Here is a 24,818-nt window from a genome sequence, read left to right as displayed (position 1 = left end):
CACGCACAATTCGCGGACGCATCTTATGTTCCGGCACCGTTACTCTTTTTCGCTTGCCGGCTCAAGCGGCGCGTCCGAGCGCCTTCTGCCGGCGGCGCTGGACCGACGAGCCGAAGCCGATCGCCTCGCGATATTTGGCAACCGTGCGCCGGGCGATGTCGAATCCCTCCTGCCTCAGCATCTCGACGAGCTGGTCATCGGAGAGGATACGGTCGGCATCCTCGGCCGAGATCAGCGCCTTGATTCGGCTCTTCACCGCTTCCGAGGAAGCCGCGTCGCCGCCGTCGTTGCTCTGGATGCCGCTGGTGAAGAAATATTTGAGCTCGTAGAGGCCGCGGTCGCACGACAGATATTTGTTCGAAGTGACCCGGCTGATCGTCGATTCGTGCATTCCGACGGTCTCGGCGATAGCCCGCAGCGTCAGCGGCTTCAGCTGCGAGACGCCGTGGCGGAAGAAGCCCTCCTGTTGCGTCACGATCTCGCTCGCCACCTTGACGATCGTCCGGGCGCGCTGGTCGAGCGCCTTCATCAGCCAGTTGGCGCTTTGCAGGCATTCGTTGAGCCACGCCTTGGACTGGCGGTCCTGCGGGCCGGACGAGAGCTCGTTATAATAGCTGCGGTTGACGAGCAGGCGCGGAAGCGTGGCGCTGTTGAGCTCGACCCCCCAGCCGCCGCCGCGGCGCGTGACGATTACGTCGGGGACGATCGTGTTGACCCGGTCTGCGGTCATGAACCGGCAGCCGGGCTTGGGATCGTAGGCGCGAAGCTCGCGGATCATGTCCGCCATGTCCTCGTCGTCGACTCCGCAGATTCGCTTCAGCGCGGCGACATTGCCCTTCGCGAGATAATCGAGATTGTCGATCAGCCGCGCCATCGCCGGATCGTAGCGATTGGCATCCCTGGCCTGGAGCGCGAGGCATTCGGCAAGGCTGCGCGCGCCGATGCCCGCGGGATCGAAGGTCTGGACGACGCCAAGCACGCGCTCGACCTCGCTATGGGGGTGGCCGAGGCGTTGGGCGATATCGAGCAAGGGAACGAGCAGGTAGCCGGTCGCCTCGATCTGGTCGATCAGGTGATGGGCGACGATCAGATCGGCGCCCGAAAGAAGCTCGCCGGCCTGGCGCTTGAGGTGGTCGTGAAGCGAAAGCTGCGCGCCCTCGAAGCTGTCGAAATCCGGGCCGTCCTCGAACCCGCCGCCGCCGCCGATGTCGTTGAGGCCGAGCCCCCCCGACGGCCCCTGCATGGTATCGGCCGCGCTGTCCTGGTGAAAGTCCTCGCTGTTGGCGTCGATGTCGAGCGCCGAGTCGCCGCCCCCCGAATCGATCTCGGGGAGCGCCGGCTCGGCATCGAAATCCTCGCCCTCCGCGGCGGATTCCGGCGCCGGCTCGCTTTCGACCGCCCCGGCCTCGAGCAGCGGGTTCTTCTCGATCTCCTCGGCGATGAACGTCTCGACCTCGAGGTTGCTGAGCGCGAGCAGGCGGATCGCCTGCTGCAGCTGCGGAGTCATCACCAGCGACTGGGATTGCCTGAGGTCGAGGCGCGGACCGAGGGCCATGATCCCTACCCCGCCACCCCCGCGGAAGCGGGGGTCCAGCTTACTTCCTCCGGCTCGCACAAGAAGCTGAATTCCCGCTTTCGCGGGAATGACGAAGGACGGGTTGACCGGCTCACAGCTCGAAGCTCTCGCCGAGGTAGAGGCGGCGGACATTCTCGTCGGCGACGAGCGCCTCGGGGCTTCCGGCGAAGAGGACCTGGCCACCGTAGATGATGCAGGCGCGGTCGACGATGTCGAGAGTCTCGCGGACATTGTGATCGGTGATCAGCACGCCGATGTTGCGGGTCTTGAGCTGGACGATGAGGTCGCGGATGTCGGAGATCGAGATCGGGTCGATGCCGGCGAACGGCTCGTCGAGAAGCATGATCGAGGGATTGGCGGCAAGCGCCCGGGCGATCTCGCAGCGCCGCCGCTCGCCGCCCGAAAGAGCCATTGCAGGGGCGTCGCGAAGCCGCTCGATGTGGAATTCGGCGAGCAATTGCTCGAGCCTCTCCTCGCGGGCCCTTCGGTCGGGCTCGGCGACCTCGAGCACGGCCATGATGTTCTGGCTGACGGTGAGGCCGCGGAAGATCGAGGTCTCCTGCGGCAGGTAACCGAGGCCGAGGATCGCGCGGCGATACATGGGGAGGCCGGTAATGTCCTGGCCGTCGAGCAGGATTCGGCCAGAATCCGGCTTCACCAGCCCCATGATCGAATAGAAGCACGTCGTCTTGCCGGCCCCGTTGGGCCCCAGCAGGCCGAGCACCTCGCCGCGGTCGACGCCCAATGAGACGTCGGTCAGCACCGCCTTCTTGTCGTAGGACTTGGCGATCGACACGACCGACAGGCCATGGTCGAGCTCGCCCGCCGCCTCGTGCGGATCGGGCAATTCGATGGCAAGGGTCTCGTTCATGGCGTGTGGCTATCCCCTTGGCCTCGTTAGGCGATCGGGCGCGGGCTCACAACTGGCAAGCTTTGTGCATGGACGGTTTTCGGCGGTCAGTTGCCCTGGCGCCGCGGCACGGTGAAGCGCCCCGTGACCCGGCCGCCGCCGTCGAGCACCGCCCGGTGCGTGTCGAGATCGAGCACGAGGCGGCCGCCCTGGACGTGGTTCGAGCCCTGGTCGAGATTGACCCCCCCGATCATCGTCACGATTCCGCGCGGGAGATCGTAGATCGCATATTGGCTCCGCGCCGTCTCAGTCGGCGTGCGCAAGGTGACGCCGCCGGTCGCCTCGAGCCGCTGGATCTGGACGTCGTCGCCATTGGCGTAGACCACGGTCAGCCGCGACGAGCTCAAGGTCATATTGCCCTGGCGGGCCTGCACGTTGCCCGAGAAGATGGCGCGATTGGCCCGATCCTGCACTTCGATCCGGTCGGCGCCGACGTCGACCGGCGCGGCGCTGTCGTGGCCCTTGAGGGCGGAGCCGCTCTGGCCGAGAGCGGGCGCTACGGCGAGCAAGGGGATAAGAGCGAGTAGGCGTTTCATCGTCCCGATCTGAGGCCCCCCTGGACAATATGCAAGCGCGCGCGCCCGTTGAGGACGACTCGCCGGTCGGGCAGGTTCACCTGCAGCTGGTCGGCGCTGAACTGGCCCATCGGCATCTGTCCCTGGACCCGGCCGCGGCTGACGAGCTGCTGGCGGCGAAGGTCGACGTCCACATCGTGGGTGCCCATCCGGTAGCCGTCGGCGGCGGTCAGCCGGATCGGCCCGACGACCTGCACGTGATCGCTGTCCATATTGTAGCGCGCATGCCCGGCCTCGAGCCGCGCCGGGCCGGTGTCGAGCTGGATCTGGGCGTTCATGTCGGCGATCTCGACCACCGGGTTCGACGACCGCTCCTGAAGCGCCGAGCGCGCGTTGAGAACGAAGGGGCGGCCGGAATCGTCCTGGCCGCGGTACTGGGCGGCGGCGACCCGCAGTCGCTCGGGCGCCTTTTCGACCTCTTCCTTCTTGAGCAGGAAGCTGACCTCCTGCTTGTCCTCCAGCGGAGAGAAGAAGAGGAAGGCGAGAATCACGCCGATCAGGGCCGGAAGGCCGAGCTTCAGCGCCTTGACCACCTTGTCGTGGCTGCCGCCCGGGACCGCCCAGCGGCGCTTTTCCCGCCGCTCCGCCTCGGCGAGCCTAGACATGGGCGAAGATGTCCTGCTCGGCCCAGCCGGCCAGATCGAGCAGGGCGCGGTGGGGCAGGAAATCGAAGCAGGCCTGGGCGATCTGGGTGCGGCCCTCGCGCGCGAGGCGCTCGTCGAGCTTCTCCCTGAGCGCGTGCAGATAGCGGACGTCGGACGCGGCATAGTCCTTCTGGGCGTCGCTAAGCTCCGGCGCGCCCCAGTCGGAGCTCTGCTGCTGCTTGGAAATTTCCTGGCCGAGCACCTCCTTGACGAGGTCCTTGAGCCCGTGCCGGTCGGTATAGGTGCGGATCAGGCGCGAGGCCGTCTTGGTGCAATAGCAAGGCGCGGCCATCACGCCGAGATAGGCGCGGATCGAGGCGAGATCGAAGCGGGCGAAATGGTAGAGTTTGAGCCGCGCCGGATCGGCGAGCACGGCCTTCAGGACCGGCGCGTCATAGGCGCTGCCGGGGCCGAAGCGGACGAGATGCTCGTCGCCGCTTCCGTCGGAGATCTGGACCACGCAGAGCCGGTCGCGGCCGAGCTGAAGGCCCATCGTCTCGGTGTCGACGGCGACGGCGCCCGGGGCGAGCACGCCTTCGGGCAGGTCCTCTTCGTGGAAATGAACGGTCATGGGGACCGCATAGGCGCTGGGGCCTTAACGCTCAATGGCTTCGCCTCCGCTCCCTCGCCCGGCGCGCCCACATGTTGAGGCCCTCGACCACCGCGGAGAAGGCCATCGCGGCGTAGATATAGCCCTTGGGCACGTGGATGCCGAAGCCGTCGGCGATCAGCACGGTGCCGATCATCAACAGGAATCCGAGCGCGAGCATGACCACCGTCGGGTTGCGATTGATGAAGTCGGCGACGGGATTGGCGGCGAGCATCATCACCCCGACCGCGATCAGAACGGCGGCGATCATGATCGGCAGATGCTCGGTCATTCCAACGGCGGTGAGGATCGAATCGATCGAGAAGACGAGATCGAGCGCGAGGATCTGGACGATCGCCGCGCTGAAGCCCATCGTCTTGCGCGACGTGTCGAACAGGTCGTCCTCGGGGCCGGGCGAGACGTTGTGATGGATCTCCTTGGTCGCCTTCCAGATCAGGAACAGCCCGCCGGCCATCAGGATCAGGTCGCGCCAGGAAAAGGCGGTCTCGAAGCCCGGCTCCCCGTGCGCGCCGATCGGCCCGGTGATTCCGAGATCGAACACCGGCGCGGTCAGCCCGACCAGCCAGGCGATTCCCGAAAGGAGGACGAGGCGCATGACCAGGGCCAGGCCGATGCCCAGCCGGCGCGCCTTGGCCCGCATCTTTTCGGGCAGCTTGTTCGACAGGATCGAGACGAAGATCAGGTTGTCGATTCCGAGCACCACTTCGAGCACGACCAGGGTGGCGAGCGCGACCCAGGCTTCGGGGTGGGCGAAAATGGCAAGGGCGTCGATCATGGGTGCTCCCTGTTCATGGCGTCGGAAGCGCATGGCACGAAGGGCGGCGCCGGGGCAATCGCGGCAAAACAATCCACAGCCAAAAGCGCTCGCGGGGCTCGATTTTTTCCGCTATGTGAGTCGCCAGCGCGCCGACAGACGGCGCGAAGGCCGTTGCGCGCTTTGCCCGGCGCGGTGGTTTTAGACAGGGGACGGGCGTACGAAAGTAACTGAACGAGATGGGTTTCGATAAAGGGCGCCGCGGCGAGCGCGGCGGGCGCGGCAGAGACAAGCGCGACGGCTTCGGCGACGACAATTTCAGCGGCGGACAGGAACGAGGCGGCTTTGGCGGCGGCGACCGCTTTGGCGGCGGCGGCGGTTATGGCGGCGGCGGTGATCGCTTCGGCGGCGGCGGCGGCGGTGGCTACCGCGGCGGCGGTGGCGGCGGCTTCGGCGGCGGTGGCGGCGGCGGGTTCCGCGGCGGCGGCGGCGGTGGCGGAGGCATGCCCCCGCAGGTCGTCGGCGAGGCCAAGGGCGTCGTGAAGTTCTTCAACGGCCAGAAAGGCTTCGGCTTCATCGTCCGCGACGATGGCGGCGAGGACGTGTTCGTGCACATCAGCGCTGTCGAGCAGGCGGGCCTGACCGGCCTCGCCGAAGGCCAGCCGCTCGAATTCACCCTCGTCGATCGCGGCGGACGAGTTTCGGCGACGGACCTCAAGATCGAGGGCGATCCGCTCCCGGTCGAGGACCGCGGGCCTCCGCGCGAGCGCGGGCCGCAGCGCGAGCTGACCGGCGAGAAGGCTTCGGGAACGGTCAAGTTCTTCAACGCGACGAAGGGCTTCGGCTTCATCACCCGCGACGACGGCCAGCCCGACGCGTTCGTCCACATCTCGGCGGTCGAGCGCGCCGGAATGATCTCGCTCAACGAGGGCGACCGGATCGAATTCGAGCTCGAGGTCGACCGGCGCGGCAAGACCGCGGCGGTCAACCTGGTCCCGATCCAGTAACCACAGGTTGCCGGTTGAATCGGGCGGCGGCGCCAAGAGCCTGATCGTCTTAAGTGAACCGCTATTCCGCGGTTCACTTGAGGCGTGAATCAGGCTCCAGATATAGCGAGACCATGATTCACGCCTCAGGCCGATCGGCCTGAGACGATCATGGTCTGGGCGCCGCCGCCTTTTTCATGCTTAGCGCGCCGTAAACCAATTCCGGCGAGGAGCCGTCCACCTTTGCCGTTTACCAAGAACGGCATGGAAAGCGTGCTCATCGCGGTTGTTCTCGCAGCCGCCTCGCCCTCCGCACCGGCCGCAGACGCCGCAACGGCGCTCGACCAGAGGTGCTTCGGCCTGATGGCCCAGCTCGCCGAGGAGGACGACCCCCGGGTCCGGTCCCTCGGCCGGGTGGCGGCGCAATATTTCCTCGGCCGGATCGACGCGGCAGCGCCGGGCTTCGACCCGGCCGGGCTCGCCGCGCCGCGGACCTCGGAGCGCGATTCGCTGCTGCGCCGCTGCGGCGATGCCATGCAGGCCGGGGGCCGGGATTTCAGAGCGATCGGCCGGCAACTGGCCCAGCCGCACCGGCGGCCGACGGTCTGACCAAATCTCCGTTCGCGCACTGACATAGCTCTCTCTCCCATGGGGAGAGGGCTGGGGTTAGGGGCTGCGGCGTCGGCACGCACTCACGGAATCCCGATCCCCTCACCCAACCCTCTCCCCATGGGAGAGGGCTTTGCGGGCTCATGACGTCACCATCCGCTTTAGCGTCTCGATCGTGTCGGCCTCCGCCGCCGGCTTGTCCGTCCGGATTCGCGAGATTCGCGGGAAGCGCATGGCGAGGCCGGATTTGTGACGCTTGGACAGGTGGATCGAGTCGAAGGCGACTTCGAGAACCAGCGTCTTCTCCACCTCGCGCACCGGGCCGAAGCGGCCGATCGTGTGGTTGCGCACGAAGCGGTCGAGCCATTTCAGCTCCTCGTCGGTGAAGCCGAAATAGGCCTTGCCCACCGGCAGCAGCTCGCCGCCGCCCTCCCCGGTCCAGCAACCGAACGTGTAATCGGAATAGTAGGACGAGCGCTTGCCGCTGCCGCGCGCCGCGTACATCAGCACGCAATCGGCGACGAGCGGATCGCGCTTCCATTTGTACCACAGGCCCGTCTTGCGGCCGCCGACATAGGGGCTGTCGCGGCGCTTGAGCATGACGCCCTCGATCGAGGCGTCGCGGGCGCCCGCACGGATTTCCTCCAGCGCCTCGAAGCTCTCCGCCCCGATCAGCGCCGAAACGTCGAAACGCTCCGGATCGAGCCGGGCGGCGAACGCTTCCAGCCTCGGCCTTCGCTCGACCAGCGGCAGCGCCCGCAAATCCTCCGCGCCGTCGAACAAGATGTCGTAAAGCCGGACGAAGGCCGGATAGTCGCCGAGCATCTTTGCGGAAACGGCCTTGCGCCCGAGCCTTTGCTGGAGCGCGTTGAAGCTCGCCGCCTCGCCGCCCTGAAACGCGCCCTTCACCAGCAGTTCGCCGTCGAGCACGCCCGGCTCGGCGAAGGCCTCGGCGACGTCGGGGAAGCTTCCGGTAATGTCGTCGCCGGCGCGGCTGTAGAGCCGCGTCTCGCCGCCGGCGTGAACGAGCTGGACGCGTATCCCGTCCCATTTCCACTCCGCGAGATAGTCGTCCATCGAAACTCGCGCCTCATCGAGCGGATGGGCGAGCATGAACGGGCGGAAAACCGGCACGTCCTTCGCCGTCGGCTGGCCGGCGCGGCCCTCGGCCCAGTCGAAGATCGCCGCATAAGGCGGGCCGATGCCGTGCCAGACCTCCTCCACTGCATCGACGTCGAGCCCGAACGCCTCGGCCAGCGCCACCTTGGCGAGCCGGGCGGAGATGCCGATGCGTAGCGCCCCGGTGGCGAGCTTGAGCAGGGCGAAGCGGCCCGAGGCATCGAGATGGTCGAGCATCGAAGCGAGCGCGCCCGGCGCCTCGGCCCGGCCCAGCGAGGCGAGCCGCTCGACCACGTTCGACAGCCTCAGCGTGCCGTCGTCGAGCTCGGCCGTCTCGCTCTCCCGCTTCGGCCAGAGCAGCGACACGGTCTCCGCCATGTCCCCGACATAGTCCCGGCTCATGTGCAGAAGCACGGGATCGACCCGCTCCTCGGCGATGGCGCGGATCGCGGCGGGCTTCACGGCGGGGAGGTTGAGCTCGCCGGTCAGCGCCGCAAGCGCGTAGCCGCGGTCGGGATCGGGCGTTCGGCGCAGATAGTCGCCGATGAGCTTGAGCTTCCCGTTGCGCGAGCGGGTGTAAACGAGCGCATCAAGGAGCTGCGAGAAATCGCGCATGGCAATGCAACGAAGGAGGCGCCAAGCAGTTCGCTGTCAAGCGAAGCCGGTCAGGCGATCTGCAGCGCCTTGACCGCGACGATGAAGCCCGTGACCAGGAACAAGGCCGCGCCGGAATAGCGGATCGCGCGCAGAGGCAGGACTTCCCGGAAGCGCTCGCCAAGCGCCAATGCGGGCAGGCAGGCGGCAAGCATCCCGGCGGTGGCCCCGGCGGCGGCAAGGGGCGCGCTGTCGTAGCGGCCGGCCAGAGCGAAGGTGAGGAACTGGGTGCGGTCGCCCATCTCGGCGGCGAGGCAGAGGATGAAGGCGGCGGGCAGCGCCCAGCGCGGGGCGGCGCTTTCCTTCGCCTTTTTCGGGATCAGGCCGGAAATGCCCGCGACGAGGAGCGCGAGCGCGGTCATCATCGTCATCGCGCGGATGGTCAGGGTTTCGGCGACCCAGATTCCGGCGGCCGCGGCCACCGCATTGCTGAGCAGGGCGGCGAAAGCGAGGCCGAGGAAAACCTGCAGAGGGCGGCGGGTGGTGGCGGCGAGGAGGGCGACGATGAGCTGGGTGCGGTCGCCCCATTCCGCGAGGAAGGCGGCGACGAAGCTTGTGAGGAGGGCCTCCACGCCGGTTGGGGTCAGGCGCTGAGGCGGATCGAGACCGAGGCGAGCAGGGCCTCGCTCGCCGCCTCGTCGCTCCGCTCGCAGCCGATCGCGTCGCGAAGCCGCTCGAAATAGAGCGCGGCCGGGCAGTGACGCGGCTGGGCGCGCACCGTCCGGTCGAGCGCGTCGCAGACGCAGACGACCGGCATCAGCCCGTAGGCGGCGGCCATGGTGCGGATTGTGGCGATGCGCCGCGAGAAATCGCGCCCGTTCATCCTCGCCGCTGAACGCTGAAGGCTGTCGAGCCGGTCGCAAAGCTCGGCCCGCACAACCAGCATTCCGTCACGATCCGCCTGCATGGCTCACCCCATCAGCCTTAGTCTCTGCGGGAGAGGGATGCGCCTTTATGGTTACCGGATGGTTAAGGTGCGCCGGTCTTGACAGAATCGGCGGCGCGGGGCAGAGGGCCACGCGCACGAGGCGGCGGAAAGCGCCGCTTTATTTTTTCGCACCCTTATTTTTTCAGAGAGGCTGTCATGGCCAAGCCGACCACGGTCAAGATCAAGCTCGTCAGCACCGCCGACACCGGCTTCTTCTACGTGACCAAGAAGAATCCGCGGAACATCACCGAGAAGATGACCTTCCGCAAATACGATCCCGTCGCGCGCAAGCACGTCGAGTTCAAGGAAGCCAAGATCAAGTGACGGCGGGCCTTAGGGCGTTCCGCCCTTAGGTCCTGCGTCATCCCGGCGAAGGCCGGGATCCACCTCTTCCACCCCTTCGCCTTCGGCGCCTGGACCCCGGCCTTCGCCGGGGAACGGTTCAGGAGCGGCCTCGCCTTCGGGTTCGGCCGCTTCTTGCGTTTCCGGAGCGTCAGTTGCGATCTCCTCGGCCGTCTCCCGTTCCTCCGGCTCCGCCGCCTCCGCCGCCCGCGCCGCAGCGGCGTCGAGCAGTGCGCGCACCGCCTCGACGAACTTTAGCACCGAGATCGGCTTGGAGACATAGCCCTCGGCGCCCGCGTCGCGGATTCGCTCCTCGTCGCCTTTGGCGGCGTAGGCGGTGACGGCCATGATCGGCGGGCGGCGAAGTTCCTCGTCGCCCTTCATCCGCTCGATCAGCTCGAGACCCGAAATGTGCGGCATCTGGATGTCCATGACGACGAGATCGGGGGCGAAGGCGCGGGCGCGCTCGATCGCCTCGCGGCCGTCGCGCACGGGCTCCGCCTCGTAGCCGTGCGCTCGAAGCAGGTCGCAAAACAGCCTCAGATTGAGCTCGTTGTCCTCGACAACCAGGATTTTTTGTCCCACGCGCGCCGGTGTAAGCGATGCGACGGGATGAGACAAATGACGATGAGGCGCTCGCGCTGGGCGCGCTCGGCTGGACGCTGAGCGACGATTCGCGCGCGCAAAGGCTTCTGGCGCTGACCGGAATGACCGTCGCGGGCCTTCGGGAGCGACTGGAGGAGCGCGCCTTCCTCGCCGCGGTGCTGAGGTTCCTCGAAGGGCACGAGCCTGACCTCATCGCCTGCGCCGACGAACTCGGAGTCTCCCCGGCGCGGCTGGTCGCGGCACGCGAGGCGCTCGACGCATGAGCCGGCCGCTTCTCATCTCCGATTGCGACGACGTGCTGCTCCACTTCGCGCCGCATTTCGCCGAATGGGTGGCGGAGGCGCACGGCCTGACATTCTCGCTCGACGTGCCGGCCTTCGGCGGGGCGCTCAAGGACGCGAAAGGCCGCCGGGTGCCGGCGGAGCAGGTGTGGCCCCTGCTCTCCATCTTCTTCGACCGCGAGATGCACCGCCAGCAACTCGTCGCCGGGGCGCTCGATGCGTTGCGGGCGATCAGCGCCGAGGCGGACATCGTCATCCTCACCAATATCGGCGACCAATATCACGCCAACCGCGTCGCCCAGCTCGAGCGATTCGACATCCGCCACCGCGTGCTCTGCAACCAGGGCGGCAAGGGGCGGCCGGTGCTGGAGCTGGTCGAGAAGATGCGGCCGAGCGCGACGGTGTTCGTCGACGATCTCGCGCCACACCACGAATCGGTCGCGAAGCACGCGCCGGACGTCTGGCGGCTGCACATGATCGCCGAGGCGCGGATCGCCGCGGCGACACCGCCCGCACCGCACGCCCACGCGCGGATCGACGATTGGGAAAGCGCGCTGCCCTGGATAAGGGCGCGGCTCAATGGAGAGAGCGAATGACGAAGACGGCCTTCATCACCGGCGCGACCGCCGGCTTCGGGGCGGCGGCGGCCCGGCTGTTCGCGCAGGGCGGCTGGCGTGTGATCGGCACCGGGCGGCGCGAGGACAGGCTCGAGGCGCTGGTCGCCGAGCTCGGCGATTGCTTCACGCCGCTCATGCTAGACATGCGCGATTTCGCCGCGCTCGAAGCCGCGGGGACGCAGGCCGGCGCGGTCGACCTGCTGCTCAACAATGCCGGGCTCGCCTCGGCCATGGCGCCGCTTCAGGACACCGACTTTCCATCGCTGGAGACGGTGATCGAGACCAACGTCACCGGCCTCGTCGCGCTGACCCGCGCGCTGCTGCCCGGAATCATCGCCCGCAAGGGATCGATCATCAATCTGAGCTCGGTCGCTGCGACCTATCCCTATCGCGGCGGCGCGGTCTATGGCGGAAGCAAGGCCTTCGTCCGCCAATTCTCGCTCGACCTTCGTTGCGACCTCGCCGGGACCGGCGTCCGCGTGACCTCGATCGAGCCGGGAATGGCGGAGACCGAGTTCACGATCGTGCGCACCGGAGGCGACAAGGCGGCCTCCGACGCGCTCTACGCCGACATGGACCCGATGACCGCCGAGGACATCGCCGGAACGATCCACTGGATCGCCACCCTGCCCCCGCACCTCAACATCAACACGATCGAGCTGATGCCCGTCAGCCAGAGCTTCGCCGGCTTCACCGTCAATCGAAATACTTGAAGTTCCTCGCATTTTTCCGTAGCCGAGAGGCTCGCCGAACCGCACGAAAGATCAGCCCGATGAACCTGCGCACTCCCCTGTTCGCCCTGGCCGCGGGGCTTGCGCTCGCCGTGCAGATCCACGCCCAGCCGCCTGCGGCCGCGGAGCCCTGGCCGCAGGCCAAGAGCGACCTGCAGGCCGATCCGGACGTGCGCTTTGGCCAGCTTCCCAATGGCATGCGCTTCGCGATCCGCCGCAACACGACTCCGCCGGGTCAGACCTCGTTGCGCCTGAGGATCGACGCCGGCTCGCTGCAGGAGCAGGACGACCAGCGCGGCCTCGCCCATTTCATCGAGCATATGGCGTTCAACGGAACCACGCACGTGGCCGAGGGCGAGTTCGTCCGGCGGCTCGAGCGGCTCGGCCTGCGTTTCGGCGCGGACACCAACGCCTCCACCGAATTTACCCAGACCGTCTATAAGCTCGACCTGCCCGAGAGCGACGCGGCCAAGCTCGACGAGGGTTTGTTCCTTCTTCGCGAAGTGGCGAGCGAGGCGACCTTCGCGCCGGCGGCGATCGACCGCGAGCGCGGAATCATCCAGTCCGAAGAGCGCACCCGCGCCTCCCCCGCCTACCGCATCTTCGTCGACGAGATCGGTTACCTGCTGCGCGGCCAGCGCGTTCCGCAGCGAATCCCGATCGGCACTCCGGAGGTGATCTCCCAGGCGCAGCGCGACCGCTTCCAGGCTTTCTACGACGCTTATTACCGGCCCGAGCGGGCGACGCTGATCGTCGTCGGCGACGTCGACGTCGATGCGATGGAGGCGCGCATCCGCGCCAAGTTCGGCGACTGGCGCGGCCGCGGGACCGCGGGGCGCGACTCCGATCTCGGCACGGTGGCGCCACGGCGGACCGAAGCGCGGCTGATGGTCGAGCCCGGCGGAACGGCGCGGGTCGAGACGAGCTGGGTCCGCCCGCCCGACTTGAGGCCCGACACGAGCGCTCGCCGCGCCGAGCATCTCGCCGATTCTCTGGCGCTCCAGATCCTCAACCGCCGGCTGGAGCGGATCGCCGCCAACGTCAGCCCCGCGCCCTATGTCGGCGCGCAGGCGGCGCGAAGCGAGGTCGAGGAAAGCGCCGAGATCACGCAGATTTCCGCCGTGGTTCAGCCCGGCGAATGGCGGCCCGCCCTTAACGTGATCGAGGCGGAGCAGCGCAGGCTCCTGGAGCACGGAGTCAGCCAGGCCGAGCTCGACCGGGAGATCGTCCTGTTCCGAACCGCCCTCAACGCCCAGGTGGCGGGCGCCTCGACCCGGCTCTCGCCGGCGCTCGCCGAAGGGCTGGTGTCGACGGTGGACATCGGCAACGTCTTCACCACCCCGGCGGAAAGCCTGCGCCTGTTCGAGGCGGCGGTTCCGGCGATGACCGTGGCGCGCGTCAACCAATCGGCCCGGACGATCTTCGCCGGGGAACCGGTGCTCTACATGACCTCGCCCGCGCCGGTCGAGGGCGCCGACGGCGCGTTGCTCGCCGCCTACCAGGCGGCCCGCGCGGTTCCCGTCGCCGCGGGAACGACCCGCCAGGCGCAGGCCTGGCCCTATACCAGCTTCGGAGCCCCCGGCCGGGTGGCCGAGCGCCGGACGATGCCCGGCGAGATCGACGCCACCATGGTGCGCTTCGCCAACGGCGTTCGCCTGACCGTCAAGAAGACCGATTTCGCGGCCAACCAGGTGATGGTCCAGGTGCGCTTCGGCGAAGGCCAGCTCGCCATGCCCGCCAACCGGCCGTCCCCGGCCTGGGGCCTCTATCCCGGCTACCAGGCCGGCGGTCTCGGCCGGATCGACTTCGAGGACATGCAGGAGGCGCTCAACGATCACGTCTACGCCAGCCAGCTTTCGATCGACGAGGACGATTACCTGCTGAGCGGAGTCACGCGGCCGGGCGACCTCGCCGTGCAGATGCAGGTGCTCGCGGCCTATATGACCGACCCCGCCTGGCGCCCGACCGGCTGGAACCGGGTGCGCTCGCTTTCGGGCTCGATCCACGATCAGCTCGCCTCGACCCCGAGCGGCGTCTTCTCGCGCGAGGCGGCGGTGCTGCTCCACAATGGCGACCGGCGCTGGGCGACCCCGACCCGCGAGCAGATGGCGGCGATGAGCATCGACGACGCGCGCACGGTCCTCGCCGACGCGCTCGCCCATTCGCCGATCGAGGTGGTGATCGTCGGCGACGTCGATATCGAGGAGGCGATCCGGCAGACGGCGGCGACGTTCGGCGCTCTGCCGCCGCGCCCCGATGCCACCCCGAGCGTGCCCGCGATTCGCTTCCCGAGCCCGACGCCCGAGCCGATCCGCCTGACCCACCGGGGGCGCGCCGACCAAGGCCTCGCCTATATCGCCTGGCCCACCCAGGGTTTCTTCGACAGCCCCAGGCAGGCGCGGACTCTCAACCTGCTCTCCTCGGTCTTCCAGCTTCGCCTGATCCAGAAGATCCGCGAGGAGCAGGGCACGACCTACAGCCCGCAGGCTTCGCACAATGCCTCGGAAGCCTATCCGGGCTACGGCGTGTTCAGCGGCCGGATCGAGGCGCGGCCGGAGGCTTTGGCCGGCTTCCTGCGCGACGCCGAAAGCATCGCCGCGGACCTTCGCGACCATCCGATCGGGGCCGACGAGATGGAGCGCGCGCGGCGGCCGCTGATCGACACGATAAGCCGCCAGCGCACCGGCAATGCCTGGTGGGTCGCAAACCTGACGCGCCTCCAGACCGACCCGCGGGTCCCGGCGATGATCTCGAGCCAGCTTTCGGACTATGGAGCGATGACACCCGCGGACCTGCAGGCGGCGGCGCGCGCCTTCCTGGTGCCGGGGCGGGCGTTCAAGCTGATCGTCGTTCCGGAGGCCGGGGCCGCCGCGGCTCCGGCCGCGACGCCGGCCACGACGCCTTGACGCACGCGCGCCGGCGGTGCTTAGCGGCGCGATGACCGACGCCGTTTCCAACCGCCTCGCCGAGCTCGACATCCGCCTGCCGGAGCCCGCCGCCCCCGTCGCCGCTTATGTTCCGGCGGTCGAGATCGCCGGATTGCTCTACATTTCCGGCCAGCTGCCGTTCCGCGAGGACGGCTCGCTGATCACCGGAACGCTCGGCCTCGACCAGGGGCTCGAGCAGGGCCAGGAAGCGGCGAAGCGCTGCGCGGTGATGCTGATCGCCCAGATCAAGAAGGCGCTCGGATCGCTCGACCGGGTCGAGCGAATCGTCAAGCTGGGGGCGTTCGTCGCCTCCGATGCCGGCTTCACCGACCAGCCCAAGGTCGCCAACGGCGCCTCCGAGCTGATGGAGCGGGTGTTCGGCGAGGCCGGGCGGCATGCGCGCAGCGCCGTCGGAGTCCCGGTCCTCCCGCTCGGCGCTGCCGTCGAGATCGATGCCATCGTCGCCGTCAAGGCAGGCTAGGCTCCAAAGCCTGATCGCGAAGCCCTTCGCGCATCGCGGCCTGCACGGGCCCGGGCGCATCGAGAACAGCCGCGCCGCCTTCGAGGCGGCGATCGCCGCGGACCATGGGATCGAGCTCGACGTGCAGGCCAGCGCGGACGGCGAAGCGATCGTTTTCCACGACTCCACCCTTGATCGGCTCACCGGCGACGTCGGTCCGATTTGCGGTCTCGTGGCCGGGGAATTGCAGCGGATTCGGCTGAAGAATTCGGACGAGACGATTCCCACCCTCGAAGAAGCGCTGAACCTCATCGCAGGACGCGCCCCGCTGCTGATCGAGATCAAGAGCGGCAGGCCGCTCTATCACCAGCTCTGCTATTGGGTCGCCGGTGTCCTGCGCTCCTATGGAGGACCGGTCGCCGTGATGTCGTTCAACCCCCGTGTCGGCCATTGGTTCGCGCGCCACCACCCGGACGTTCTGCGCGGCCTGGTGGTCACGGAGAACGGCAAGCCGTCGCGCGGCCGCCTCAAGCGGCGTCTTGCGCGCTGGTGGTCGAATCCCGATTTCCTCGCTTATGACATTCGCGATCTTCCCTCCGCCTCCGCCAGGGGCCTGCCGGTGCTGACCTGGACAGTGCGCAGCGCGGACGACCGCGCGCGGGCCGCGCGGCATGCTGACCAGATAATCTACGAGGCATTGCCGGGATGAGCGGCGAGCCCGTCTTCGCCCGGTTGCGCGACGGCGTGGCGGCTTTCGAAGCGGCGGATTGGGACCGCTGCGCCGGAGCGGACGATCCGTTCCTCAGCCACGCCTTTCTCTCCGCGCTGGAGGATTCGGGGAGCGCGGCGGCGGAGACCGGGTGGCAGCCGCTGCCGATCTCGATCGACGGCACCGACGCGCGGCCGGCGGCGGTGATGCCGGCTTATGTGAAGAGCCATTCGCTCGGCGAATATGTGTTCGATCATGGCTGGGCCGACGCCTATGAGCGGGCCGGCGGGCATTATTATCCCAAGCTTCAGATCGCGGTGCCGTTCACGCCCGTGCCCGGCCGCCGACTGCTGGCGCGCGAGGCGCGGCTTGCTCCGGCGCTGATCGGCGCGGCCGAGCAAGTGGTCGATTCCAACCGCCTCTCCTCCGCCCACGCGACGTTCATTGCGCCGGAGGAGGTCTCCCTGTTCGAGCAGGCCGGCTGGCTGATCCGCGCCGACAGCCAGTATCACTGGCTCAACCAGGGCTTCGGCTCGTTCGACGATTTCCTCGGCGAGCTTTCCTCGCGCAAGCGAAAGCAGATCCGCAAGGAGCGGGCCACCGCGATCGAAGGCCTCGACATCGTCCATCTAACCGGCGCCGGGCTGACCGAGGCGCATTGGGACATATTCTGGGCCTTCTACCAGGACACCGGCGCGCGCAAATGGGGCCAGCCCTATCTGACGCGCCGGTTCTTCTCGTTATTGGGGGAGCGGCTCGGAGAGCGGGTGCTCCTGATCCTCGCGCTTCGCGAGGGGAGCCCGATCGCCGGAGCGCTCAACCTGATCGGCGCCGACGTGCTTTACGGACGCTATTGGGGCTGCGTCGAGGAGGTCCCCAACCTCCATTTCGAGCTTTGCTATTATCAGGCGATCGACGTGGCGATCGTCCGCGGCCTCGCCCGCGTGGAGGCCGGCGCGCAGGGGCAGCACAAGCTCGCCCGCGGCTACCGGCCGGTGCCGACCTGGTCGGCCCATTATATCCGCGACGTGCGCCTTCGCGACGCGGTGGCCGGCTTCCTCGAGGCCGAGCGGCGCGCGGTGGCGCGGGAGATCGCCGCGCTCGATGAAATGACCCCCTTCCGCCGGGCATGAATCCCCCGCCGTCATTGCGAGCGAAGCGAAGCAATCCAGTACGGCGCAGACGCCCGCTGGATTGCCGCGCCGCTTCGCAGCTCGCAATGACGGGGTGGCGGCGGACAAGGAAGCCGATATGATCGCCGTTTCCTCAGGGGAGTGGCGGGCGATGCGGGACTATCTCTGGGCTTGGGCGATCCTTCTGGCCGTGCCGGCTCTGGCCCCCGCGGAGGTGCCCACCGGTCCCGAGCGCAATTTCACCGCGCGCGACCTGTTCGACCTCGAGGCCGCGGCCAATCCGCAGATCAGCCCGGACGGGCGCTGGATCGCCTATGTCCGCCGCTCGGGCGACATCATGACCGACCGCTTCCGCCCCTCGATCTGGCTGATCGACACCCGGACCGGCGACCAGGTGTCGCTCGCATCGGGGGCGAGTCAGCCGCGCTGGTCTCCCGATTCCACCCGCCTCGCCTACATCGCTGCCGGCGAGGGCGGGCGATCGCAGATGTTCGTACGCTGGATGGCGTCGGGCGAATCGGTGCGGATCACCGGCCTTCCCGAGGCGCCTTCGAGCATCGCCTGGTCGCCCGACGGGCGCCGGATCGCCTATGCGATGTTCGTCCCCGACGACGGCGCCCGGCTCGGCGCGCCGCCGCCGGCGCGGCCGGAAGGGGCGCAATGGGCCGATCCGCTGCAGGTGATCACCGCCGTCACCTACCGTTTCGACGGCCAGGGCTATCTGCACGCCGGATACGACCAGCTGTTCCTCGTCTCTTCGGAAGGGGGCGCGCCGCGCCAGCTTTCCTACGGACCCTATAATGACGGCGGCCCGATCTCGTGGACCCCGGACGGGCGGACGATCCTGTTCAGCGGCAACCGCTCGGCGGATTGGGAGCGCGAGGCGGTCAACACCGAGATCTACGCGCTCGACGTCGCCTCGAACGAGATCAGGGCGCTGACCAGCCGGGTCGGGCCGGACGCCGAGCCGGCCGTGTCGCCCGACGGGCGGCTGATCGCCTATACCGGCTTCGACGACCGCGAGCATCGCGGCTACGACAATGCTGTCCTCTACGTGATGAACGCGGACGGGTCGAACCCGCGCGCGCTCACTTCATCGCTCGATCGAAGCGTCGGCTCTCCCGCCTGGTCCGCGGACGGGCGCGCGATCTACGTCCAGTATGACGACCGCGGCGAGACGAAGGTCGCGCGGGTCGGCCTCGACGGCTCGGTGCGCACGGTCGCCGAAGGTCTCAGCGGCTCCGACTTCGACCGGCCCTATACCGGCGGAAGCTTCAGCGTCGCGCGCGACGGATCGCTGGCGATCTCCGCGGGAAGCGCGACTCGGCCGAGCGACGTGGTGATCGTTCGCGGCGCCACCCGGCGGCAGCTCACCCGCCTCAACGGCGAGCTGCTCGACAACAAGCGGCTGGGCGAGGTGCGCCACATCGCCGTCACCTCTTCGGCCGATCAAAGGCCGATCGACGCCTGGATCACGCTTCCGCCCAACTACGTGCAGGGGCAGCGTTACCCGTTGATCCTCGAGATTCACGGCGGGCCGTTCGCCGCCTACGGCCCGCATTTCTCGACCGACGACCAGCTCTACGCGGCGGCCGGCTATGCCGTGCTCTCGGTCAACCCGCGGGGATCGACCTCCTATGGCGAGGCTTTCGCCAACCTCATCCACCACGCTTATCCCGGCCAGGATTACGACGATTTGATGAGCGCGGTCGACTCGGCGATCGCCCAGGGCTTCGCCGACCCGGACCATCTGTTCGTCACCGGCGGCTCCGGGGGCGGGGTGCTCACCGCCTGGATCGTCGGCAAGACCAACCGCTTCCGCGCCGCGGCGACCCAGAAGCCGGTGATCGACTGGGCGAGCTTCGTTCTGACCAGCGATTCGCCGCCCTTCTTCTCGCGCTACTGGTTCGGCAATTATCCGTGGGAAGATCCGCAAGGCTTCTGGGCGCGCTCGCCTTTGTCGCTCGTCGGCAACGTGCAGACCCCGACCTTGGTGGTGGTCGGAAGCGAGGATTACAGAACGCCGGTCAGCGAAGCCGAGCAATATTATACGGCGCTTCAGCTTCGCGGCGTGCCGACGGCTTTGGTGAAGGTGCCCGGCGCGAGCCACGGAAGCATCGCCGCGCGGCCTTCGCAGAGCGGCGCCAAGGCCGGCGCGATCCTCGCCTGGTTCGAGCGCTATCGGGAAGGGGCCCCGCAGCAGGCGGCGGGGGCGGCATCGACCAACCATTGAGTCACCCCGGCGAAGCATGTCCTGAGCGCCTGCCTTGGCAGGCAGTCGAAGGGGCCGGGGCCCATGAACCGAAGAGATCGAAAGTGGGACGAACGGCTGCGCTCGCGAACATGCCGCGGTGTTCATGGGTCCCGGCCTTCGGGGTCCCCGCAAAGTAGTACTTTGCGGGGTGCCCCTTCGCCGGGATGACTCGAAAGATCAGGCGGCGCGGCGCTGGCCGGCGATGGCGCCGAGCCAGGCGCGGGCTTGGCGCTGCGCTTCGGCGATCTCGCAGGCGGTCATGTCCTCGGCGATTTCGGCGCGGCATTCCTGGGCGAGCGTGCTGCCCTTGAGCGCCGCGAGGTTGAACCATTTGTGGGCTTCGATCAGGTCGACGGTGACTCCGCCGGTTCCGGTCGAATAGGCGATGCCGAGCTCGTAGAGCGCTTTGACGTCGCCGGCCGCGGCTTCGATCATCCGGCTTTCGGCCAGGAAGGCGGCGGATTTCAGACTGTGCCCCATAACGTCGTGCCCCTTTTTTGAAGGCTGCGTGTCAGGAGCACTGTCTGGGGCAGCGCGCGTCAACAAATGGTTAACGCCGCGGTTACGATCTCAATCGGGGCTGACCGGCAGATTGTCGATCAGCCGCGTATTGCCGATCCGCGCCGCCGCGAGCAGCCGCGCCGGGCGATCGAGGCGGTCGAGCGGCCGCAAAGTCTCGGCGTCGCACAGGGCGACATAATCTACCGGATCGAAGCCGGCCTCCGCGAGGCGCTGGCGGGCCCGGTCGAGCGCCTCGGCGACCGCGGCGCCGCCCTTGATCGCCCGGGCGGAGTCACCCAGCGCGCGCGGCAAGGCGCGGGCGGAGCGGCGCTCGTCGGGTGTCAGATAGGCGTTGCGCGAGGAGAGGGCGAGGCCGTCGGCGTCGCGCTGGGTCGGAACGCCGGCGATCTCGATCGGCAGGCCCTGTTCGGCGACCATTTGCCGGATCACGGCGAGCTGCTGATAATCCTTCTCGCCGAACAGGGCGACGTCGGGACGCACCTGCCCGAACAGGCGAGCGACCACCGTCGCCACGCCGTCGAAATGACCGGGCCGGGCGTCGCCGTCGAGGCCCTCGCCGGCGCTACCCGCGCGAAGCGAGGCGGCGGGGCCGTCGGGATACATGGTCGAAACGTCCGGAGCCCAGAGGATCGCCACCCCTTCCGCCTCGAGCATCGCCGCATCGCCGGCCTCGCGCCGGGGATAGACGTCGAGATCCTCGCCCTGGGCGAATTGGGTCGGATTGACGAAGATCGAGGCGACGACGTGGTCGGCCCGCGCGCGCGCTTCGGCCACCAGGGCCATATGGCCGGCGTGGAGCGCGCCCATGGTCGGCACGAAGCCGATCCTCGCGCCGCCCTCGCGCAGCTCCGCCAGGGCCTTTTCGAGCGCCTCCGGCTCACGGATGATTTGCACGGCCGGAGGGCCTCCGATAGAGGAAGGAGGCGGGCTGGTAGCGGCTCGCGACCCGCAAGATCAAGTGTCCGGAGTAGCCCGAAGCGTGCCGCATTTCATCACTTTCGCCAACGAGAAGGGCGGCACCGGCAAGTCGACCACCGCGGTTCACGCCGCGGTGGCGCTCGCCGCGCAGGGCAGGAAGGTCGCCGCGCTCGATCTCGACACCCGCCAGCGCACCCTTGGCCGCTATCTCGACAACCGCGCAGCGACGATGCGGCGGCAGAACGTGGACCTGCCGATGCCGGTCCACGCGACGTTCGATCCGGAGGCGGGAGAGCCGCTCGAGGCGGTGATCGAGCGGATCGCCGGCGGCGCCGAGTTCGTGGTGATCGACACGCCGGGACGCGACGACGCGCATAGCCGGGCGGCGATGATCCGCGCGGACACTTTGGTCACCCCGATCAACGACAGCTTCGTCGATCTCGACCTGATCGGCGAGGTCGACGCCGAGACCTACCGCGTGCGGCGGCCGAGCTTCTACGCCGAGCTGGTCTGGAACAGCCGCACGCAGCGCGCCAAGGCCCACGGCGCGAGCGTCGATTGGGTCGTCCTGCGCAACCGGGTCCAGCATATCGAGGCGCGCAACAAGCGCCGGGTCGGCGAGGCTCTGGGCGAATTGTCGCGCCGGGTCGGTTTTCGAATCATCCCCGGCCTCGGCGAGCGGGTCATCTACCGCGAGCTGTTCCCGAAAGGGCTGACCCTGCTCGACCTCAACGAGATCGAGGACGTCGCCATGTCGCATATCGCGGCGCGCCAGGAGCTGCGCGAGATGGTCGCCGGATTCGCCTTGCCGGAGCCGGGCGACGAGGCGCCCCGCCAGGCGATGGCCGGGTGATGGGCAAGCTGATCGTCGGCCTGGTCCTCGCGGGCCTCGTCTATCTCTGGTGGCGGCGGCAGACGGTGCAAAGCGCGCCGATGCGCCCCGCCGAGGCGCGCACTTTGCTTGGATTGACCGAAGGGGCGAGCTCCGACGACATCCGGGCGGCGCACCGCCGGCTGATCGCCAAGGTCCATCCGGACGCGGGCGGGTCGCAGGGCCTCGCCACCCGAGTCAATGCGGCGCGCGATGCGCTGCTCGGCGAACTCAAGAAACGATAAGGACGAAATGAGCCACCAATTCCACGCCAGCTCGCTGCGCGAATACGACATTCGCGGAATCGTCGGAAAGACGCTTGGGGAGGCCGACGCCTACGCGATCGGCCGCGGCTTCGGAACGCTCGTGCGCCGTAGCGGCGGCGCTCGGGTCGCGGTGGGGCGCGACGGGCGCGAAAGCTCGCCGATGCTCGAGCAAGCGCTGGTCCGCGGCCTCACCGAGAGCGGCGCCGATGTCGTGCGGATCGGGCTGGGGCCGACGCCGATGCTCTACTTCGCCGAGGCCGTGCTCGAGGTGGACGGCGGGATCATGATCACCGGCAGCCACAACCCGGCCGATTATAACGGCTTCAAGATGGTGATCCGCGGCCGGCCCTTCTACGGCGAGGCGATCCAGCAGCTCGGCCGCGATGCGCTGGACGCGGACTGGGATGAAGGCACGGGCACGGTGAGCGACGCCGAAATGCTCGACCTCTACGTCGACCGGCTCGTCCAGGGCTTCGACGGCGGCGCCTTCCGGATCGGCTGGGACGCCGGCAACGGCGCGGCCGGGCCGGCGCTGGAGAAGCTCGCCGCCAAGCTGCCGGGCGAGCATCATCTGCTCTACACGGAAGTCGACAGCCGCTTTCCCCACCACCATCCAGATCCGACCGAGGAGGCCAATCTCGCCGACCTCAAGCGGCTGGTCGCCGAAAAGAACCTCGATTTCGGCATTGCCTTCGACGGCGACGGCGACCGGATCGGGGCGGTCGACGGCGAGGGGCGGGTGGTCTGGGGAGACCAGCTGCTTTCGATCCTCGCCGAGCCCGTGCTGGCCGACGTGCCGGGCGCGACGATCATCGCCGACGTCAAGGCGAGCCAGGCGCTCTACGACCGGATCGCCGAGCTCGGCGGAACGCCGCTCATGTGGAAGACCGGGCACAGCCTGATCAAGTCGAAGATGAAGGAGACCGGCGCTCCGCTCGCCGGCGAGATGAGCGGGCACATCTTCTTCGCCCACGATTATTACGGCTTCGACGACGCGCTCTACGCCGCGGTGCGGCTGATCCGCGCGGTGAGCAGGCTCGGCGGCTCGCTGACCGCGCTCAGATCGGCCATGCCGGCGCTGGTGAACACGCCGGAGATGCGTTTCCAGGTCGACGAGACCCGCAAGTTCGCGGTGGTCGATGAAGTGCTCGATCGGCTCGCCGCGTCCGGCGCGGAGGTCAACCGCACCGACGGCGCACGGGTCAACACCGACGACGGCTGGTGGCTTCTTCGCGCCTCCAACACCCAGGACGTGCTCGTCGCGCGGGCCGAGGCGAAGGACCAGGCGGGGCTCGACCGGCTCGTGGCGCAAATCGACGAGCAGCTGGCGCTCTCCGGCGTCGAGCGCGGGCCGCAGGCGGGCCATTGATGCCGCGGCTTCACGCCGAGCCGCTGATCTTCTGCCTGGCCTGGGCCGCGCTGGCGATCGCCGCGGCGATGACCGCCAGCATCTGGATGGGGATATTGTTCTCGGCCGGTCTCGCCTTTGTGCTGATGCCGCTCAGCGCGATCGTCGTCTCGCGCACCGAGAGCATGGAGCTCGAGCGTCAGGTGCGCTGGGGCCTGCTGGTGATTGCCGCCCTGGCGCTGGCGCTATTGCTACAGTTCGCCTGACGTTCGCTCATCGGCCTTACAGCCGCGCGGCATGCCCAAGCTGGGCGCGTCCGTTGGGCCGTCATTGCGAGGAGCGTAGCGACGAAGCAATCCAGCGGGACTCAGAGGCCGCACTGGATTGCTTCGCTACGCTCGCAATGACGAAGAGGCGGTTCCGGCCAAGCGACAATGCTCTACGACTGCCACCCTGCGGCGATCAATCGTCCTCGTCCTCATAGCCGACGAGGTTGAGCTCCCGGGCCTTGATCTGGCGGGTCATGCACCAGTGCATCAGCGCTTCCTCGCGGCCGTGGGTGATCCACACCTCGCGCGGGGCAAGCTCCTGGATGGTCTGGGTCAGCTCGTCCCAATCGGCATGGTCGGAGACGATCAGCGGCATCTCGACGAGGCGCTGGCGGGCGCGCTGGCGAACGCGCATCCAGCCCGAGGCCATGGCGGTGATCGGATCGGGCAGGCGGCGCGACCAGCGGTCGTTGAGGCAGCCCGGCGGCGCCAGCACGATCTTGCCGCGCAGCTCCTCCTTTGACGCGCCCGTGGCGGGGCGAAGCTCGCCCAGCGGCACGCCGAACCGCATGTAGAGCTCGCACAAACGCTCCAGGGCGCCGTGGATGTAGATCGGATCGTGATGGCCGCGGCAGCGCAGCTCGGCGATCAGCCGCTGCGCCTTGCCCAGCGCATAGGCGCCGACGAGGATGCAGCGGTCCGGATTGTCGTGCAGCCGCTGGAGCAGCCGGTCGACCTCGCCGCCCGTCGCGGGATGGCGGAAGACCGGAAGGCCGAACGTCGCCTCGGTGACGAACACGTCGCAGGGGACCGGCTCGAACGGGGCGCAGGTCGGATCCGGCCGGCGCTTGTAGTCGCCGGAGACGACGATCTTTTCGCCCGAATGCTCGAGCACGATCTGGGCGGAGCCGAGGACGTGGCCGGCGGGGACGAAGGAGACGTCCACCTCGCCGAGGCGAATCGTCTCGCCATAAGCGACCTCCGTGCCTTGCTGAGGCCCGTAGCGGCATTCCATGATCGCCAGCGTCTCGGCGGTGGCGAAGACCTGGCCGTGGCCGCCGCGCGCATGATCGCCGTGGCCGTGAGTGACCAGCGCCCGCGGCTTGGGCTGCGAGGGATCGATCCACGCGTCGGCCGGCTTCACGTACATGCCTTCGGGGAAAGGCTTCACCCAGGAACCGAGACGGGGCATGGAAGCT

The 24,818-nt window shown here is 68.4% G+C and carries 27 protein-coding genes; 15 read left to right on the top strand and 12 right to left on the bottom strand.

Annotated features, from left to right (window positions below):
* Window positions 1–61: 61 nt before the first annotated feature.
* The 6 genes from rpoN to E6G92_11485 form a co-directional block, all read right to left on the bottom strand.
* On the bottom strand, window positions 62–1,555 hold the full coding sequence (gene rpoN, locus E6G92_11510) for an RNA polymerase factor sigma-54 (protein ID TMJ20340.1): 1,494 nt from the start codon (window positions 1,553–1,555) through the stop codon (window positions 62–64).
* A 112-nt stretch (window positions 1,556–1,667) separates the two neighbouring features.
* Complete coding sequence (gene lptB / locus E6G92_11505) at window positions 1,668–2,447, bottom strand: LPS export ABC transporter ATP-binding protein (GenBank protein ID TMJ20339.1); 780 nt, start codon at window positions 2,445–2,447, stop codon at window positions 1,668–1,670.
* Window positions 2,448–2,533: 86 nt separating this feature from the next.
* A complete protein-coding gene (locus E6G92_11500; GenBank protein ID TMJ20338.1) occupies window positions 2,534–3,022 on the bottom strand; it encodes an OstA family protein in 489 nt (162 codons plus the stop codon).
* A complete protein-coding gene (locus E6G92_11495; GenBank protein TMJ20337.1) occupies window positions 3,019–3,666 on the bottom strand; it encodes an LPS export ABC transporter periplasmic protein LptC in 648 nt (215 codons plus the stop codon). The genes E6G92_11500 and E6G92_11495 overlap by 4 nt, the downstream gene beginning before the upstream one ends.
* The gene (locus E6G92_11490; GenBank protein ID TMJ20336.1) at window positions 3,659–4,276 is read right to left on the bottom strand and encodes a ribonuclease D; all 618 of its coding nucleotides are present in this window, start codon (window positions 4,274–4,276) and stop codon (window positions 3,659–3,661) included. Before E6G92_11490 ends, E6G92_11495 begins: the two co-directional genes overlap by 8 nt.
* 31 nt (window positions 4,277–4,307) lie before the next feature.
* A complete protein-coding gene (locus E6G92_11485) occupies window positions 4,308–5,090 on the bottom strand; it encodes a TerC family protein (protein ID TMJ20335.1) in 783 nt (260 codons plus the stop codon).
* Between the two features lie 218 nt (window positions 5,091–5,308).
* On the opposite strand from E6G92_11485, the gene E6G92_11480 reads away from it, so the two are divergent.
* Entirely contained in the window at window positions 5,309–6,076 is a 768-nt protein-coding gene (locus E6G92_11480; protein ID TMJ20334.1) for a cold-shock protein, read from the top strand.
* Between the two features lie 243 nt (window positions 6,077–6,319).
* A complete protein-coding gene (locus E6G92_11475; protein ID TMJ20333.1) occupies window positions 6,320–6,664 on the top strand; it encodes a hypothetical protein in 345 nt (114 codons plus the stop codon).
* A 141-nt stretch (window positions 6,665–6,805) separates the two neighbouring features.
* On the opposite strand, the gene E6G92_11470 is transcribed toward E6G92_11475, so the two are convergent.
* On the bottom strand, window positions 6,806–8,398 hold the full coding sequence (locus tag E6G92_11470; GenBank protein ID TMJ20332.1) for a cisplatin damage response ATP-dependent DNA ligase: 1,593 nt from the start codon (window positions 8,396–8,398) through the stop codon (window positions 6,806–6,808).
* A 50-nt stretch (window positions 8,399–8,448) separates the two neighbouring features.
* On the bottom strand, window positions 8,449–9,300 hold the full coding sequence (locus E6G92_11465) for a TMEM165/GDT1 family protein (protein TMJ20331.1): 852 nt from the start codon (window positions 9,298–9,300) through the stop codon (window positions 8,449–8,451).
* Window positions 9,301–9,521: 221 nt separating this feature from the next.
* Between E6G92_11465 and rpmG the strand changes: the two genes are divergently transcribed.
* Window positions 9,522–9,689 (top strand): 50S ribosomal protein L33, encoded by a 168-nt coding sequence (gene rpmG, locus E6G92_11460; GenBank protein ID TMJ20330.1) that lies wholly within the window; start codon window positions 9,522–9,524, stop codon window positions 9,687–9,689.
* 9 nt (window positions 9,690–9,698) lie between these two features.
* Here rpmG and E6G92_11455 read toward each other — a convergent pair whose 3' ends face one another.
* Window positions 9,699–10,292, bottom strand: coding sequence for a response regulator (locus tag E6G92_11455; GenBank protein TMJ20329.1), 594 nt, complete (start codon window positions 10,290–10,292; stop codon window positions 9,699–9,701).
* Window positions 10,293–10,309: 17 nt separating this feature from the next.
* On the opposite strand from E6G92_11455, the gene E6G92_11450 reads away from it, so the two are divergent.
* The 8 genes from E6G92_11450 to E6G92_11415 all read left to right on the top strand — a co-directional run bounded on the left by E6G92_11450 (window position 10,310) and on the right by E6G92_11415 (window position 19,404).
* On the top strand, window positions 10,310–10,576 hold the full coding sequence (locus E6G92_11450; GenBank protein TMJ20328.1) for a DUF3572 family protein: 267 nt from the start codon (window positions 10,310–10,312) through the stop codon (window positions 10,574–10,576).
* A complete protein-coding gene (locus E6G92_11445) occupies window positions 10,573–11,190 on the top strand; it encodes an HAD family hydrolase (protein ID TMJ20327.1) in 618 nt (205 codons plus the stop codon). Before E6G92_11450 ends, E6G92_11445 begins: the two co-directional genes overlap by 4 nt.
* A complete protein-coding gene (locus E6G92_11440; GenBank protein TMJ20326.1) occupies window positions 11,187–11,924 on the top strand; it encodes an SDR family NAD(P)-dependent oxidoreductase in 738 nt (245 codons plus the stop codon). Before E6G92_11445 ends, E6G92_11440 begins: the two co-directional genes overlap by 4 nt.
* 59 nt (window positions 11,925–11,983) lie before the next feature.
* Window positions 11,984–14,848 (top strand): insulinase family protein, encoded by a 2,865-nt coding sequence (locus E6G92_11435; protein TMJ20325.1) that lies wholly within the window; start codon window positions 11,984–11,986, stop codon window positions 14,846–14,848.
* A 31-nt stretch (window positions 14,849–14,879) separates the two neighbouring features.
* Window positions 14,880–15,350 (top strand): RidA family protein, encoded by a 471-nt coding sequence (locus E6G92_11430; GenBank protein ID TMJ20324.1) that lies wholly within the window; start codon window positions 14,880–14,882, stop codon window positions 15,348–15,350.
* On the top strand, window positions 15,322–16,038 hold the full coding sequence (locus tag E6G92_11425; protein ID TMJ20323.1) for a glycerophosphodiester phosphodiesterase: 717 nt from the start codon (window positions 15,322–15,324) through the stop codon (window positions 16,036–16,038). The genes E6G92_11430 and E6G92_11425 overlap by 29 nt, the downstream gene beginning before the upstream one ends.
* Entirely contained in the window at window positions 16,035–17,171 is a 1,137-nt protein-coding gene (locus E6G92_11420) for an N-acetyltransferase (protein TMJ20322.1), read from the top strand. The genes E6G92_11425 and E6G92_11420 overlap by 4 nt, the downstream gene beginning before the upstream one ends.
* 151 nt (window positions 17,172–17,322) lie before the next feature.
* Entirely contained in the window at window positions 17,323–19,404 is a 2,082-nt protein-coding gene (locus tag E6G92_11415) for a S9 family peptidase (GenBank protein TMJ20810.1), read from the top strand.
* 198 nt (window positions 19,405–19,602) lie between these two features.
* Here the strand turns inward: E6G92_11415 and E6G92_11410 are convergent, their stop codons facing one another.
* Both E6G92_11410 and E6G92_11405 read right to left on the bottom strand, forming a co-directional pair.
* Complete coding sequence (locus E6G92_11410) at window positions 19,603–19,905, bottom strand: hypothetical protein (GenBank protein TMJ20321.1); 303 nt, start codon at window positions 19,903–19,905, stop codon at window positions 19,603–19,605.
* 90 nt (window positions 19,906–19,995) lie between these two features.
* Window positions 19,996–20,841, bottom strand: a complete 846-nt coding sequence (locus E6G92_11405; protein ID TMJ20320.1) for a pantoate--beta-alanine ligase — start codon at window positions 20,839–20,841, stop codon at window positions 19,996–19,998.
* Between E6G92_11405 and E6G92_11400 the strand changes: the two genes are divergently transcribed.
* Genes E6G92_11400 through E6G92_11385 form a run of 4 tightly spaced genes read left to right on the top strand, consistent with a single transcriptional unit; the run spans window position 20,831 to window position 23,616 of the window.
* Window positions 20,831–21,718, top strand: a complete 888-nt coding sequence (locus E6G92_11400) for an ATPase (GenBank protein TMJ20319.1) — start codon at window positions 20,831–20,833, stop codon at window positions 21,716–21,718. The genes E6G92_11405 and E6G92_11400 overlap by 11 nt on opposite strands.
* An 11-nt stretch (window positions 21,719–21,729) precedes the next feature.
* Window positions 21,730–21,981, top strand: coding sequence for a J domain-containing protein (locus E6G92_11395; GenBank protein ID TMJ20809.1), 252 nt, complete (start codon window positions 21,730–21,732; stop codon window positions 21,979–21,981).
* 7 nt (window positions 21,982–21,988) lie between these two features.
* Window positions 21,989–23,371 carry a phosphomannomutase/phosphoglucomutase gene (locus tag E6G92_11390; protein TMJ20318.1) on the top strand — a complete coding sequence of 461 codons (1,383 nt, stop codon included), beginning with the start codon at window positions 21,989–21,991 and terminating at the stop codon, window positions 23,369–23,371.
* Window positions 23,371–23,616 (top strand): hypothetical protein, encoded by a 246-nt coding sequence (locus E6G92_11385; protein ID TMJ20317.1) that lies wholly within the window; start codon window positions 23,371–23,373, stop codon window positions 23,614–23,616. Before E6G92_11390 ends, E6G92_11385 begins: the two co-directional genes overlap by 1 nt.
* 196 nt (window positions 23,617–23,812) lie before the next feature.
* Here E6G92_11385 and E6G92_11380 read toward each other — a convergent pair whose 3' ends face one another.
* Complete coding sequence (locus tag E6G92_11380) at window positions 23,813–24,811, bottom strand: ligase-associated DNA damage response exonuclease (protein TMJ20316.1); 999 nt, start codon at window positions 24,809–24,811, stop codon at window positions 23,813–23,815.
* Window positions 24,812–24,818: the final 7 nt, after the last annotated feature.

The sequence above is a fragment of the Alphaproteobacteria bacterium genome, assembly GCA_005883305.1.
Taxonomy (GTDB): Bacteria; Pseudomonadota; Alphaproteobacteria; order Sphingomonadales; family Sphingomonadaceae; genus Allosphingosinicella.
Note: the sequence above shows the minus strand (reverse complement) of the source record. Positions and strands in the feature narration are given on the sequence as shown.

Excerpts from the sequence above, each read along its gene's own strand:
- rpoN (TMJ20340.1), bottom strand. The coding sequence starts at position 1,555 with ATGGCCCTCGGTCCGCGCCTCGACCTCAGGCAATCCCAGTCGCTGGTG.
- lptB (TMJ20339.1), bottom strand. The coding sequence starts at position 2,447 with ATGAACGAGACCCTTGCCATCGAATTGCCCGATCCGCACGAGGCGGCG.
- E6G92_11500 (TMJ20338.1), bottom strand. The coding sequence starts at position 3,022 with ATGAAACGCCTACTCGCTCTTATCCCCTTGCTCGCCGTAGCGCCCGCT.
- E6G92_11495 (TMJ20337.1), bottom strand. The coding sequence starts at position 3,666 with ATGTCTAGGCTCGCCGAGGCGGAGCGGCGGGAAAAGCGCCGCTGGGCG.
- E6G92_11490 (TMJ20336.1), bottom strand. The coding sequence starts at position 4,276 with ATGACCGTTCATTTCCACGAAGAGGACCTGCCCGAAGGCGTGCTCGCC.
- E6G92_11485 (TMJ20335.1), bottom strand. The coding sequence starts at position 5,090 with ATGATCGACGCCCTTGCCATTTTCGCCCACCCCGAAGCCTGGGTCGCG.
- E6G92_11480 (TMJ20334.1), top strand. The coding sequence starts at position 5,309 with ATGGGTTTCGATAAAGGGCGCCGCGGCGAGCGCGGCGGGCGCGGCAGA.
- E6G92_11475 (TMJ20333.1), top strand. The coding sequence starts at position 6,320 with ATGGAAAGCGTGCTCATCGCGGTTGTTCTCGCAGCCGCCTCGCCCTCC.
- E6G92_11470 (TMJ20332.1), bottom strand. The coding sequence starts at position 8,398 with ATGCGCGATTTCTCGCAGCTCCTTGATGCGCTCGTTTACACCCGCTCG.
- rpmG (TMJ20330.1), top strand. The coding sequence starts at position 9,522 with ATGGCCAAGCCGACCACGGTCAAGATCAAGCTCGTCAGCACCGCCGAC.
- E6G92_11450 (TMJ20328.1), top strand. The coding sequence starts at position 10,310 with ATGCGACGGGATGAGACAAATGACGATGAGGCGCTCGCGCTGGGCGCG.
- E6G92_11445 (TMJ20327.1), top strand. The coding sequence starts at position 10,573 with ATGAGCCGGCCGCTTCTCATCTCCGATTGCGACGACGTGCTGCTCCAC.
- E6G92_11440 (TMJ20326.1), top strand. The coding sequence starts at position 11,187 with ATGACGAAGACGGCCTTCATCACCGGCGCGACCGCCGGCTTCGGGGCG.
- E6G92_11435 (TMJ20325.1), top strand. The coding sequence starts at position 11,984 with ATGAACCTGCGCACTCCCCTGTTCGCCCTGGCCGCGGGGCTTGCGCTC.
- E6G92_11430 (TMJ20324.1), top strand. The coding sequence starts at position 14,880 with ATGACCGACGCCGTTTCCAACCGCCTCGCCGAGCTCGACATCCGCCTG.
- E6G92_11425 (TMJ20323.1), top strand. The coding sequence starts at position 15,322 with ATGCCATCGTCGCCGTCAAGGCAGGCTAGGCTCCAAAGCCTGATCGCG.
- E6G92_11420 (TMJ20322.1), top strand. The coding sequence starts at position 16,035 with ATGAGCGGCGAGCCCGTCTTCGCCCGGTTGCGCGACGGCGTGGCGGCT.
- E6G92_11415 (TMJ20810.1), top strand. The coding sequence starts at position 17,323 with ATGCGGGACTATCTCTGGGCTTGGGCGATCCTTCTGGCCGTGCCGGCT.
- E6G92_11410 (TMJ20321.1), bottom strand. The coding sequence starts at position 19,905 with ATGGGGCACAGTCTGAAATCCGCCGCCTTCCTGGCCGAAAGCCGGATG.
- E6G92_11400 (TMJ20319.1), top strand. The coding sequence starts at position 20,831 with ATGATTTGCACGGCCGGAGGGCCTCCGATAGAGGAAGGAGGCGGGCTG.
- E6G92_11390 (TMJ20318.1), top strand. The coding sequence starts at position 21,989 with ATGAGCCACCAATTCCACGCCAGCTCGCTGCGCGAATACGACATTCGC.
- E6G92_11385 (TMJ20317.1), top strand. The coding sequence starts at position 23,371 with ATGCCGCGGCTTCACGCCGAGCCGCTGATCTTCTGCCTGGCCTGGGCC.
- E6G92_11380 (TMJ20316.1), bottom strand. The coding sequence starts at position 24,811 with ATGCCCCGTCTCGGTTCCTGGGTGAAGCCTTTCCCCGAAGGCATGTAC.